This window comes from Bacteroides sp. AF39-11AC (assembly GCF_003474285.1).
Taxonomy (GTDB): domain Bacteria; phylum Bacteroidota; class Bacteroidia; order Bacteroidales; family Bacteroidaceae; genus Bacteroides.
On sequence record NZ_QROH01000003.1, the window covers coordinates 241681 to 255205 of the forward strand.

10 protein-coding genes are annotated in these 13525 nt (G+C 40.9%); all 10 read right to left on the bottom strand.

Annotation, left to right across the window (positions count from 1 at the left end; genetic code table 11):
* Positions 1–4: 4 nt before the first annotated feature.
* The 10 genes from DW036_RS06685 to DW036_RS06730 all read right to left on the bottom strand — a co-directional run bounded on the left by DW036_RS06685 (position 5) and on the right by DW036_RS06730 (position 13483).
* Complete coding sequence (locus tag DW036_RS06685; protein ID WP_118462304.1) at positions 5–3478, bottom strand: TonB-dependent receptor; 3474 nt, start codon at positions 3476–3478, stop codon at positions 5–7.
* A 38-nt stretch (positions 3479–3516) separates the two neighbouring features.
* Entirely contained in the window at positions 3517–4506 is a 990-nt protein-coding gene (locus tag DW036_RS06690; protein WP_118462306.1) for a FecR family protein, read from the bottom strand.
* Positions 4507–4618: 112 nt separating this feature from the next.
* Positions 4619–5236, bottom strand: coding sequence for an RNA polymerase sigma-70 factor (locus DW036_RS06695; RefSeq protein ID WP_187374574.1), 618 nt, complete (start codon positions 5234–5236; stop codon positions 4619–4621).
* A 258-nt stretch (positions 5237–5494) separates the two neighbouring features.
* A complete protein-coding gene (locus tag DW036_RS06700) occupies positions 5495–6091 on the bottom strand; it encodes a nucleotidyl transferase AbiEii/AbiGii toxin family protein (RefSeq protein ID WP_118462309.1) in 597 nt (198 codons plus the stop codon).
* Positions 6084–6848, bottom strand: a complete 765-nt coding sequence (locus tag DW036_RS06705; RefSeq protein WP_118462311.1) for a type IV toxin-antitoxin system AbiEi family antitoxin — start codon at positions 6846–6848, stop codon at positions 6084–6086. The genes DW036_RS06700 and DW036_RS06705 overlap by 8 nt, the downstream gene beginning before the upstream one ends.
* Before the next feature lie 193 nt (positions 6849–7041).
* Positions 7042–8070 carry a Fic family protein gene (locus DW036_RS06710; protein WP_118463143.1) on the bottom strand — a complete coding sequence of 343 codons (1029 nt, stop codon included), beginning with the start codon at positions 8068–8070 and terminating at the stop codon, positions 7042–7044.
* Between the two features lie 253 nt (positions 8071–8323).
* Positions 8324–9643 carry an L-fucose:H+ symporter permease gene (gene fucP / locus DW036_RS06715; RefSeq protein ID WP_118462313.1) on the bottom strand — a complete coding sequence of 440 codons (1320 nt, stop codon included), beginning with the start codon at positions 9641–9643 and terminating at the stop codon, positions 8324–8326.
* A 29-nt stretch (positions 9644–9672) separates the two neighbouring features.
* The gene (gene fucO / locus DW036_RS06720; RefSeq protein ID WP_118462314.1) at positions 9673–10827 is read right to left on the bottom strand and encodes a lactaldehyde reductase; all 1155 of its coding nucleotides are present in this window, start codon (positions 10825–10827) and stop codon (positions 9673–9675) included.
* Between the two features lie 33 nt (positions 10828–10860).
* A complete protein-coding gene (locus DW036_RS06725; protein ID WP_118462316.1) occupies positions 10861–12132 on the bottom strand; it encodes a histidine phosphatase family protein in 1272 nt (423 codons plus the stop codon).
* 82 nt (positions 12133–12214) lie between these two features.
* Positions 12215–13483: a ComEC/Rec2 family competence protein gene (locus DW036_RS06730; RefSeq protein WP_118462318.1), complete on the bottom strand. Its 1269-nt coding sequence runs from the start codon at positions 13481–13483 to the stop codon at positions 12215–12217.
* Positions 13484–13525 lie beyond the last annotated feature (42 nt).

Sequence of the window (13525 nt, forward strand, 5' to 3'; positions counted from 1 at the left end):
TTATTTAAAAGGTTACGTTTAATCCGAATACAAATGATTTAGACAGAGGATATGTACCATAATCGATACCGGGAGTCAGTGAACCGCCTTTCATATTCACTTCCGGATTATATCCGCTATATTTGGTAAAAGTGAAAGGATTCTGGGTAGAGAAATAAACTCTTGCCCGGCTGATTCCTACATTGGTCAGCAATGATTTAGGCAGCGTATATCCAAAAGTGATATTCTTAATTCTCATATAAGAACCATCTTCAATATGCCAGGTAGAAGTAGTACCATTCATACCCGTTGCACTTCTGTTTGCACGGACTACATAGCCGCTGCCCGGATTACTTTCTGATTGCCAGCGGTCCAAAGCATCGACCTGACAGTTATTTCCTCCTTCCATATTATCAATGTAGCGACGGAATATATTAGCAATCTTATTTCCTTGTACACCCTGCAGGGCAATAGAGAGATCAAACCACTTATATTTCAACTCTGTAGAGAAACCATACGTGAACTTCGGCATATAATTTCCTGTAATAGTACGGTCGTTCTCGTCAATCTCCATATTACCGTCCATATCTTTGAAACGGAAATCTCCCGGTTTCGCGCCACTGACATAAGCATATTTACGTTGGCTCTTATCCGGATTCTTCGAGTTATCAATCTCTGCCTGATTGGCAAATACACCATCCGTTACCAAAGTGTAATAGTTGCCGATAGGCTCTCCGACTTTGGTAATGAAAGTCACACTCTCGGCAGTTGTTATCATTTCATCAACACCGCCCAAATCCTTTACTTCATTCCGGTTGGCGGAGATATTAAAGCGATTGTTCCACGTAAAGTCTCCCCAAGTATTTGTAGTAGAAATAGCAAATTCGACACCCTTATTATTTACTTTTCCGATATTCATAGGCACTGTACTGAAACCGGAAAATTCGGCAACCGGTACATCCAGTAACATATCAGTTGTATTACTGTTATATAAATCCAGTTCTAAAGTCAGCATATTGAACAGTCCTATTTCCAGACCCAGATTGAACATAGCTGTCTTTTCCCACCCCAAATCAGGATTTCCAGCCGTTGCAGGACGCAAACCGCTGGCAAGAGTGCCGTCAGCTTTTCCCAACACATAATTGTCTTCCGATAACGTAGCATAATACTCGTAATTGCCAATATTGAAATTACCGCTGATACCGTAGCTCGCACGCAATTTCAGGGATGTAAGCCATTTTATATCTTTCATAAAATCTTCTTCACTGATATACCATCCGGCAGAAGCTGAGGGAAACATACCCCACCGGTTATTCTTTCCGAAACGGGATGAACCATCCATACGGGCAGCAGCAGATAGCAGATACTTGCCCTTATATGAATATTGCACACGTGCCAATGCCGATAACAACGACCATTCGTAAGCTGTTGCACTCCAGCTTGTAATAGCTGATGCTGCATTCATGGTATGTACCAAGTCATTAGGATAACCATTACCGGCCAGCAATGAAGTGTTCACAGATTCTTTCTGTGCAGTCCACCCGGCTATGGCAGACAAATTATGTACATCTTTAATGACTGTAGTATATGACAAAGTGTTTTCCCATACCCAGTTCAGCATATTCTTATCACGCTTCGACCCTTCCGGCACTGAAGGCGGAAGTCGGTCTAAAGAAGTAGGCAAGGTGGAAGGTCTGTAATAAGAACGGCTGTAGCTGTTGAAATCCACACCGAAACTTGTCTTGAATTTCAGATTCTTATAGAGTTCATATTCACCATAGACGTTCCCCATAAAACGGTAACGTTTCATTTGGTCTTCCTTTTCATTTGCCAAAGCTACAGGATTTACAATCTGCGGATGCTTATACTGCCAGTTCCATTGATCAAAATTATAAGAACCGTCGGCATTGTACACCGGCATAGTGGGCGACATGGCCAAAGCAGAAGCAACGATTGTCTCTTCTTTATATCTGTCCTCGGTAGGAACGATGTTATACACAGAATAATTAAAAGACAGATTAGTCCCGAAGGTGAATTTCTTATAGTTAGCATCGACTTTTCCTCTGGCTCCCATCTGTTCAAAATCCGAACCGATAACAATACCCTGTTCTTTCATGTAATTACCGGAAATAAAATATCTGGTAGCCTTGTTCCCTCCGGACAGAGAAAGATTATGGCTTGTGACGATTCCTGTTCTCATAACTTCGTCTTGCCAATCTGTATTCGTCAGTCCGGTTTCACCATTGATATATGGCATTATTTCGGGAGGTAGCAAATAAGCCTGATTGATAACATCCGGTTTCTTCCCCAACTTCTGGTTACGAACTTCATTAGAATCATTGATGCTACCTTCAATACCTTTACTTTCCAGCAAATCAAGATAAGCATTGTTGTGTCCGTCATAGGAGAGCCGAGCATATTCATACGCATCCAGCATATCTATCTTTTTAGTACGCTGCTGGAAACCTACATATCCATCATATTGTACGGTAGGCTTCATATCTTTGCCTTCTTTACCCTGCTTAGTAGTAATAATGACTACACCGTTTGCACCTCTTGATCCATAAATGGCTGCCGCCGAAGCATCTTTCAAAACTTCGATGGACTCAATGTCATTCATATTAATGGAACTCAAAGGAGATACATTCTGCCCTGTACCACTTCCGGCTTCACCGGACATGGGGAAACCATCTACTACATACAACGGTTCCGTACCGGCAGTAATACTACCACTACCTCTTACCTTAATAGACAATCCTCCACCCGGGATGCCATTCGGTTGTGAAACCTGCACACCGGTCATCTTACCGACAAGCGCCTGATCCACACTGGAAACGGGAACTGCCAGTTCACTCGCTTTCATTGAGGAAATAGAAGTGGTTACATCGCGTTTACGTTGTACACCGTATCCTACTACCACGACTTCATCCAACATTTCGTTATCTTCCTTCAAAGTGATATTTTGCAAGGCTTTGTCATTCGCTTTAAAAGTCAGTGTCTGGTAACCAATGAATGAAATGGTTACTTCTGCATTTTCCGGAACATTGGCTAAGGTATATTCACCGTCAATGTTTGTAATTGAGCCCAGCGTAGTTCCTTGTATCGCCACACTCGCCCCAATCACCGGCTCACCGTTTTCATCAATGATCTTTCCGGTGATTGATCTTACTTTTGTTTGGTCAGCACCCGGCATTGTCCCTTTTTTGGAAATCACAATCATCTTATTCTTTAGGTTCACCTCCAATGATTTGTCAAGGATAGATGACAATGCCTCTACAACGGGAGTATTTTCAAAAGTCGCATTAACCTTTTTATTCTCGTTTACTTCGTCTTTCTGATAGATAATGGACAGCCCTGTTTGACTCTCAATTTCCTTCAACACAGTTTTCAATGTTTGTTCCTCAAAAACTTTGCTGACTGTCTGGGCATTTACTGACAATGAACCCAAACTGAGCAAGAACAGAAGGAATAAGCATAGAATTGATTTTCGGTTGTTCATAGCTTTTCTTGATTTAATTAGTTGTTACAAAATTGATTTTATTCTCTGATATATATATCCTTTCCTCTGCGTTCGACGGTTATCGGGATGATCTCCTGCAAAGCAGCCATCACCTCTCCTATCGTCTCACGGTTTCTTAATGAAATACGGAAACGCTTGGCACCTACCTGTTCCGATTCCAGACTGATGTTGACGTCATACTGGCGGGATAGTTTCGCTACCAGTTCTTTCAACGTAATATCCTCAAATTCAATCCGATTCTCCGACCAGGCTTTCCATTGCTTCACATCGTTACGGGTACGTGTGATTTTTCCGGTAGCCATATCCAACTTCACAAATTCACCGGGAGTCATCTCTATCCGCTGTTCTCCATGATGGATTTCGACAATACCTTCCATCAGTGCCGTAGTGACAACTGAGTCTTCGGGATAGGCGGAAACATCGAATTTCGTTCCTTTCACCACTACATCATATCCACAGGTTTGCACCGTGAAGTTGGCCTTTTCCTTCTTCGTGACTTCAAAATAAGCCTCACCGCTAAGTATTACTTTACGATTCCGTTCGTTGAACTTATCCGAATACTTCAGTACGGAACCGGCATTCAGCCATACCACCGTACCATCTGCCAAAGTCATCTTGCTCTTTTCTCCGTAGGGAGCCTCGAATACGAAATAATCTTCGGTAGAAGATAAGGAAGCAATGTTCCAGATGCCCAGCGTAGCCCCGGCAGTAAGCACCACGATGGCGGCTACGGCAGCCACTCTGCGCCAGAAGCTGAAATAGCGGCGTGGCAACATCGGCATGATAGCCTCTTGCGTACGAAGGCGGCGTTGCAGACGTTGCCATTCCTGCATGGTCTGTTCGTCCCCTTCATTAGTAACTTTCCATTCTTTTTCCCACTGGCGAAACCGCAGACGGTTTTCTTCCGCTTGCTCAATGTAGCTGAACAAGAGTTTCTCTTCCGTCTTTGAAATGTGTCCTTCAAAGTAGCGGATCGCCAATTCGTGAATGTTTGTTTCTGTTTTCATAAATTCTCTTTCTATAGGATGTAACAACTAATTTTAATTCTACCCAACCCCGGAAATAGAAAAAAGCAGAAAATTTTTAGTTCTCTGCTTTTTCTCCTCCCGGTTATTCTGTTTATTCGTTCATAATCACCCAAGCTAAAACCATTATATAGATGTCTACCGGATATTTATCCTTGAAGTGACGTTCAAAAAGGGCAAGGGCTTTAGAAATATGTTTCTCCACGGCTGTAGTGGATATTTGCAGTTTATCGGCTATCTCCCTGTTCTTGAGATGTGTGAACCGGCTCAACAGGAAGACTTCGCGGCAACGGTCGGGCAACTGACCGATGACGAGTTTGATTTGCTCCTGCAATTCGTCATAGAGGAGTTTATTGTCCGCGTCAAAGGTGAAGTCGGTATAGTAAAGCCGTTCTTCCCCGTCAATGGACGCCAGGTATTCAATCCGGTGTTTCTCTACAATAGATATGTGTTTCAGGTAATTCAGGCATCCGTTGCGCACCATTGCAAACAGCAAAGAAGTTATAGAGACTGACGAAAGCAAGTCCCTCTTCTCCCAGAATTTCAGGAAACATTCCTGAATAATATCCCGGACGATTTCTTCATCTTCTATAAAGCGAACAGCATATCCACGCAAACGGGGAAAGTAATTTTTAAACAGATAGACGAAGGCTTCTTCGTTTCCCCGTTTTATCTCCCCCAATAAATAGCTATCATCTGAAAAATCAGCCATATTCTTTTCCATGCTTATATTTTAAAGGAACAAAGATTGTTAGAAGTAAATAATTAGGTTTTGCAAACCTATTAAAATTTTGTTCCAATACAAAATGAAAAAGGGATTGTTTTTTTATTCGCTTACTGATTTTGAAGAATTGAACAAGAAAAGTTCTTTACATAAAACATAATGCAACAATACACTACACAGATATCAGCGGAATCAGTGACAGTGTTCTTGTTAAACAGGCTTTTATAAATAGATACCAATATAGATTTAATCCTGTATCTTTAAAAAATTCTGCAATTTCTGAACCCCCTCTTGATGTTTCTTGGGATTGCTCTTTACTAATTTATCAATATTCTGCAATTTCCACTTTACCGAAGGATAATTGCTCGGATGCTGCCGACTTAATGCTGCTGCTATTTTACCACCATAAAGTTGACTATATGAAACCGTACGGGCTTTACAGGTCATATTAAACTCCTTTATAGCCTTTGGGCACAACATCTTTTCTTCAACTTCTCCAATAATACCTCTTTTTGTCCCATTTACTTCTATTTTTACAGTGGCACCATCAAGTATACAAAGCAGTTTACATACTTTAGGCTTATGCTCAACTTTAATACCTGGTATTGTTTTTTCGATATTTGTCTTTAATGCCAGCAAGTGACGGTTAATATTTGCAAGACTCTCGTCTCTGTCTTGTATGGGAATATAAGTGAGATCTATATCAACCGAATATCGAGGCATGTCCTTATGAAATAGATTAATAGCTGTGCCACCGTGAATTGCAAAGTCTACAACGCGATATATAGATGGTACAATACGTATCAACAGAGAAACTTGTTTTCTATATATATCATTATTCATATTCGTGTAATTCTTTGGGTATAGTTATTTTATATTTAGGCACATATATACCGCCTTCCACCAATTGTAGTTTGGATGTACCGAGGGCAACTTTAGAAGCATCAAGCATATCGAACCAATAGTGTCCAGCTTTCTCAGCCATATATAAAAACAGACGTTTCACTCTCAAACTTTTAGTTGTTTCAAGTAGCTTTTGTACAACTTCAGAGCGCAGTGTAGTCAGTTGCTCCATCACATAGTATAAATCAATATAACTATATTGTTGTGGTGCAAGCAACAAACACTCCATAAATGCTTGTTCAGGTGTCGATATTAGTAAGCTTAATTCATCTTTTTGAATAGTAGTTACTTGTGGAATCAGAAAGGTTTCGGTAGTGAATGTTTTGATTGTTCTGTCAAAAGTATCACTTCTCATCCATTCAGGAATGCTTTGCTTTGTGTGTCCCACCATAAGTAAAGGTTTACCCATGGGTACATAGTGATTAAAACCAAACAATTCTAAGGCTGAGTGTGCTGCTATGCGAAATTCTTTTCCTAATTGTTGATTATAACATTGTAATGCAGCATATGCCGATAAAACATCTCCAGTACGAAACATAACCCCTTTTGCCAATGTACTGAGCCACCCCGATTGTCGATACTTGCTAACTAGCTGATCTGAGTAGCCATTCTTTTTTAACCATTCGGAAAAGAACAATCCGTTCCTTGTTCCTAATAGAAGCAATTGGTTTATTTTATTTTGAGATACTAAACTCATAGTTTATTATTTCTATTCTAATTCAACTACAAAGATAAATCTTTCTCGGTAAATAACAAATATAATGGTTTAATATAACTCTACAATCTGCACTAATGGTATAGAATTAGATGACAAAACAACTACAGTTTTCGATTTATAAAGGGTATCTCATAGTACCAATGCCTTGAATGAAAGTAACAACTCTCTCTCATTATCCCCCTCTCAACTCCCAATGCCCCGATTTGTTAGAGCCAACACGTTTGATCAGCCCCTTCTCCTTTAATGCTGCCATAATCCGTTCCCCCTGTCGTAAGGAAACCGAAAGCGATTCTGCAATCTCTTTTGCAGTGATTCGGTTATTTATCTGGATAAGCTCCAATACACGTTGTTCGTTTATACCGACATTTATACCGACATTTATACCGACATCGATACGAGGTTCTAAACCTTCATCCTCTATGGATGCCTGATAATTACGAATCGTCTGCTCTAAATTGCGGATATGTTCATCGAACATAAAGTTGTGAAATGGTTCTATATCATCGTTTTCACGAGTAGCTATAAGAGATTCAATATATTCCGCTTTATGGTCTTTGTTAATATTGGTAGGAATGATTCCAAACTCAAACTGCAACTGATTCATCAGCAAACGAGACATCCTGCCATTGCCATCAGCCCACGGATGAATTGTTACTAAATGGAAGTGAGCGTCGAAACTCAACTTATAGCATTCAATAACATTCGTTTTTGAAAGAGCCTTTCGTCGCTGATTTATACTTTCGCAAAGTTCTGCCAACTTTGTAGGTACCTTTGAGTAATTCATATAAGAGCGTCCTCCAGTTCCGGCTGTGACGTTCAGTAATCGTAAATCTCCATTCGCTGACGAAAATTCACCTAATGCGGTTTGATATATTGTTCCAGTATTCTTCAGAACGATAGAAGATAGTTTCTTAAGCATATCAACAGAAATATCACTATGGCTCTTTGCAAAAGCAATAGATTGTTCGTATGCTGCTTTCAGGTCTAAGTTCATTAGTTGCTCAGTCATAGAACGACCTTTCGCACTGATGCCCTCATCAAACAAAAGTTGATTCTCAATTTCAGTGACAGTAGAACCTTCAATAGCTGTTGAATGGGTAATAAGAGAATACAGATAGAATTTATCATAATCTATCTGTTTGTCAATACCCAGTTCCTTAAACTGGGCTAACAAGGATAATATCTTCTGTTCTCTTGTCATAAAAATGTTTTTTAATGCTGCCTTTATATGACCATAAAGGTATGCAATGTTTTTTTGCAAAGTTAGCAAAAAGGCGGATTACTCCGCCTTTTCTCCCTTATTCTTCCGGCAACTCTCCCGCCCGTGTCCATTTTACATACGATACCTGATCTGCTTAATCAAACTTTTTTTTTATCGACACAAACCAACAGTTCTTCAATGAGAGCATACTCACGAGCACTGGCTATTTTCAGTGCATTGCGCAATTTTTCAATCACCGTCTTCTCTCTCTTACATAAGAACGATGTCCATAAATTATAATCACCACAAAACAAATAAAAGGAAGTACAAATGAAACATTCACAGCAGGCATGCCGAACAAGGTTTGCATATCAATAATACTCGCCTGAAGCGGTGGCAACACCGAACCGCCCAGAATCGCCATTATCAAGCCCGCAGCACCGAACTTTGCGTCATCACCCAATCCTTGTAAAGCTATTCCGTAAATCGTAGGGAACATTAATGACATACAGGCAGATACACCCACCAGACAATACATTCCTCCGATATCCTGAATAAAAATAACTCCAATTGTAAATCCACAAGCTGCAATAGCCAGAACCTTCAACAGTAGCCCCGGACTGAGATAGCGCAAGATAAAAGTACATATAAACCTACTTGCACAAAAGATGATCATCGCCACAATGTTATACTCCTGCGACAACACTTCCGATGCCTTTTCTCCCATCCCCTGAGACATGAATAAACGTGTGCCATATTGTATGACAAACGTCCAGCACATAATCTGGGCACCGACATAAAAGAATTGCGCAATCACTCCTTCCCTATAATAACTGATAGAAAAGATACGTTTCAATGTCGGGAAGAAGTTGATGTCGTGAGACTGGTCGGCATTCTTCGGCATTTTCACCATGCGAATCAGTATCAACATTACCAGAATCACAATGCCGATAATCAGATAGGGAGCAATCAATACACTTAAATCTGAATCACGAACCGCTTCGAATTCAGTAGCAGAAAGCCGGCTGCGTTCCATCGTATCCATCGGACTCAAACGATTCTGTATAAAATTCATCGCCACATACATTCCCAACAACGATCCCATCGGATTGAACGACTGAGCCAGATTCAAACGACGGGTAGCCGTTTCCTCCGTCCCCATCGAGAGGATATAAGGATTACTGCTGGTTTCAAGAAACGAGAGCCCGCACGTCAGGATGAAGTAGGCTATCAGAAATGGATAATAGCTTCCTGAAAGCATGGCCGGAAAAAACAGAAATGCACCGAAAGCATACATACCCAGTCCTAAAAGTATTCCCGCCTTATAAGAAAATTTGCGTATGAACATGGCTGACGGAAAAGCCATGGCAAAATAGCCGCCATAGAAAGCAACCTGTACCAAAGCGCCGTCCGTAACGCTCATACGAAATATTTTGGAGAAAGCTTTCACCATCGGATTAGTAATATCGTTGGCGAATCCCCACAAGGCAAAACAACTCGTGATTAATATAAACGGAATCAGATAGCTCACACCATCCTTACTTATTATTGAAGTCTTCTTTGTGTTATTCATAAGACAAAAGGGTTCTTACTCACAGTTTATTACAATACTTTTCTGTATAGTTCAAGAATGATCTCCTTAGAAACTTCACGCGGATTGCCCGGTGTACATACATCTGCAAAGGCTGCTTCTGATAGACGTTCCAAATCTTCTTCCTCAATTCCCAACTCAGATAAATGTTGCGGAATACCTACACGTATGGCAAGCGATTTTACAGCTTCCACAGCTGCATGTGCCGCTTCTTCCCGACTCATACCGGAAGTATATACATTCATAGCTTTGGCAATATCCACGTATTTATCGAGTGCAGCAGGTGCATTGAACTCCATGATAACAGGCAGCAGCAAAGCATTAGCCACCCCGTGAGGAATATCAAAGATAGCTCCCAGCGGATGAGCCATTCCGTGCACCACTCCCAAACCGACATTAGAGAATGCCATTCCGGCAATGTACTGTGCCACAGCCATACCATTGCGTGCCTCGGCATTGGTAGGTTCGTTGACTGCTGTTTCCAGATAACGAGCTATCATTTCAATGGCCTTGATCTCGAACATATCGCTCATTTCCCAAGCTCCTTTGGTAATCAGCCCTTCGATGGCATGTGTCAAAGCATCCAATCCGGTGGAAGCGGTCAGGCTTTTAGGCAAGGTGTACATCAACTCTGCATCCACAATAGCTATAGCCGGAATATCATTTGGATCGACGCATACCATTTTCTTTTCGTTTGCCTCATCCGTAATCACATAGTTGATTGTTACTTCGGCGGCAGTTCCGGCAGTGGTAGGCAGGGCAATGATAGGAACGGATTTCTTTTTCGTATCTGCCACACCTTCCAACGAAACGACATCGCTGAATTCCGGATTGTTGGAAATAATTCCGACAGCTTTTGCACTGTCTATTGAAGAACCGCCACCGATGGCCAGGATAAAGTCCGCTCCCGACTCAGCAAAGGCTTTCACGCCTGTTTTTACATTGAACACTGTAGGGTTCTGTTTGATCTCACTGAATATCTCGTAAGGTATTCCGGCAGATTTAAGCACACTCAGCACTTTATCCGCCACTCCATACTTGATAAGATCTTTATCTGTCACCACAAAAGCCTTGTGCAATCCCAAACGGGCAATTTCTTTTGGAAGCACTTCACGCGCTCCAGGTCCGAAGTATGATACTTCGTTCAATATAAACCGATTAATCATGATTTTCAATATTATATTATTACCTATAAAAAACTATTTCCTGAAAGCTGCCAATTTATTCCTATAGTATGTTTCCACATCTTTCCAATGATAGTAAGGAACAAGTGTACTCTCTACCGGAAGTTTCATTTCCTGTTCATTCAGCAGTACTTTCACCAGAACATCATCGCTCCCTTTTTTACGATAAAACACGAACTGGATGTTGCAAGCCATCGGGAAAATCTTGTAATTGCGCCAGACCTCGGCAAGACTATTCAAATCGGTAGTCTGATAAGCGCAATCGCCCAACTCCAACAGACATGCGAGAGGAAGTACACAAGATTCATGACCGAATCGCAATGTAACGCTGTTCTCTTTTTTAACGATACAGGTAGCCGCAGTATTCAGAATGTTCTCCAACAGATTGGCTTCCAGATAGGGCATTTTCCCTTTTGTCAACGGAGACGGACCGTAATCGATATACCAATTTGCGTTATTCAGCAACCACATGTCGTAACACTCCTCTTTTGTAAAAAGAGAATAGAGTTCGATATCCGTATCGTGATTTTGCATAATGACTGCAAGTTCAAATAAGTAGCTCATCAGTTTATCTGCATTTACTTTCCACTTTACATAATCTTCATTAGTGAAAAGAGATTTCATCAACCGTTCAGGATGAAGATGTTCCTTTCGGAAAGCCTGTTTGGCAGCAAGCACTTCATCTGTTTTACGTTGTTTTCTGAAATAATCGTCCTCATTATTCATATAATACATATCATGATAGCTGGCGTCATTCTTAATCTGCAATTTAGGGTTCATAGATTGCAGTTGCAAACACTCGGCCATCATAGAAAGGATGCAACGAATAACAACGGTGGAGCGTGCATCCACTGCTACCGCCCCTTGAAATACTTCCGGGAAGCTTTCATACATTCGTTTTGCAATTCCCCGGTGCTGGCGTGCTCCCAACGGTGTCAAATCTCCATAGCGGTCTTCTGCCAGTCGGGCAAGGCTGTCTACCATACAGAGCGTCTTCTTTCCCAATTCGGTAAGTACTCCGTCTTTATCGGCTTCGCGCAATACTTCCAACGGCTTCTTATAGTCATCCGGATTAACCCGATAACGAGATCCATGACGAGCATAATGACTCAAATAAAATGGCTTATATCCTTTAGGGGGAACAGTCATTATGAAATGCGGTTCGGGATAGGCACAATGGTTAGCTGCCGAACGATGAATATCTTCAAATATTTCCTCTTTGGCTGTCTGGGCACTCATCCCCAGCAACAGGCAACAAAAGAGGGCTAACAAGATAAAACGTTTCATAGTAATTTCAATGATTAAAAAAACAAGCCCAAGCCTACGGGTATGAATGTTGTAAACTTGGGCAAGTTTTTAGATATTAAATTTATTCACTAACGTAAGGACCAAACTTTTTAACTATAGTCAGATTGGACTTTCTGGCATCCAGAACAAATACATCATATTTTCCGTCAGGATATACTCTTATCACAATGTGACCTTCTTTCGCTTTAATACCACGAGAGAACCAGGGACCAATGCCGATGCCTGTTTCATCATGATAATAGGTCATAAAGATATCTCTATTTTGAGTACCTACATTTTTGGATAATAATCTCTGACCTACCTCCGGTCCCGGATGGTCAGGACTCCATGATTGGGCAACCACCACTTTAGGATCAAGTACATCTAAAAAGTTTTTGTTGGTAGCATCACGATTACTATGATGATTAAGCGACATGGCAGATATCTTCCCCACCAACGGAGCCATCGGAGTTTCAATATCATACCATTCCGCATGATCCTGATCTACCAAACCGGAATTATCCCCCCCTGCATAATATTTGAATTTACCGTAAGTAACAACAAGGGCTGTCGACATCTGATTATCATTAAATTTTCCATTGTTTGCCAACAGTTCCTCTTTGGTAAACAAAGGAGTCGTATTTTTCCCCTTTCCGGTCCACAGAAGATTGTTTGACTTAATATTTCTTATTTCAAAACCGGGATAAGATTTTGGATCTTTTTTCAATACAAACTGTTTATTCGATCCAATATCAAATTTCTCAATCTTCATCCCATTGTTGTTTTTCTGGAATTCCAGAAACTTCAAAAGATTCTGGAAAGTAGCAGGTTCCACTCCCCCATTGCCTGATTTGTTGGTTCGCAGGTCAACCGGAAAACTATAATCAGGATAATCTCTGTCTACATAGGTTTTGATAGGAATTACATCACCTACTTCGGTCAAACCGGTAAGACGATAACCATTTTCGGAAGTGCCGGAAACACTGCGTACACTACCGTAATGATCGGAATGGAAATGAGTAAGCAGAAAATAATCAATTGACAGCTTATCTCTTCCCAACACATTAGTCAAATAGTTTATTATAGACGATCCTGCCGTATAACTACTATTTGGAAATACCTGTGGTGCAAACATGGGCGCATACTTTGCATCAAACGCTTCGTTATCAAAATCTCCGGCATCAATCATCATATTTGTTCCATCCGGCAGAATGAGGAAAGCACAACTTCCCCGTCCGGTATTGATGTGATGAATATCCAGATAACCTTTTTCCCACTTAGGAAGCTGATCTTGTGCCACCACGAAAGCAGCACAGAAAATTGCAAATAGAAATAAAATACTTTTTCTCATAATCTATTACTTTAATTATTTATTAAAATTAATTCTTAAGCA

What these genes read in the sequence shown, in the direction of transcription:
- DW036_RS06685 (WP_118462304.1), bottom strand. Translation starts at nt 3,478, where the DNA reads ATGAACAACCGAAAATCAATTCTATGCTTATTCCTTCTGTTCTTGCTC.
- DW036_RS06690 (WP_118462306.1), bottom strand. Translation starts at nt 4,506, where the DNA reads ATGAAAACAGAAACAAACATTCACGAATTGGCGATCCGCTACTTTGAA.
- DW036_RS06695 (WP_187374574.1), bottom strand. Translation starts at nt 5,236, where the DNA reads ATGGCTGATTTTTCAGATGATAGCTATTTATTGGGGGAGATAAAACGG.
- DW036_RS06700 (WP_118462309.1), bottom strand. Translation starts at nt 6,091, where the DNA reads ATGAATAATGATATATATAGAAAACAAGTTTCTCTGTTGATACGTATT.
- DW036_RS06705 (WP_118462311.1), bottom strand. Translation starts at nt 6,848, where the DNA reads ATGAGTTTAGTATCTCAAAATAAAATAAACCAATTGCTTCTATTAGGA.
- DW036_RS06710 (WP_118463143.1), bottom strand. Translation starts at nt 8,070, where the DNA reads ATGACAAGAGAACAGAAGATATTATCCTTGTTAGCCCAGTTTAAGGAA.
- fucP (WP_118462313.1), bottom strand. Translation starts at nt 9,643, where the DNA reads ATGAATAACACAAAGAAGACTTCAATAATAAGTAAGGATGGTGTGAGC.
- fucO (WP_118462314.1), bottom strand. Translation starts at nt 10,827, where the DNA reads ATGATTAATCGGTTTATATTGAACGAAGTATCATACTTCGGACCTGGA.
- DW036_RS06725 (WP_118462316.1), bottom strand. Translation starts at nt 12,132, where the DNA reads ATGAAACGTTTTATCTTGTTAGCCCTCTTTTGTTGCCTGTTGCTGGGG.
- DW036_RS06730 (WP_118462318.1), bottom strand. Translation starts at nt 13,483, where the DNA reads ATGAGAAAAAGTATTTTATTTCTATTTGCAATTTTCTGTGCTGCTTTC.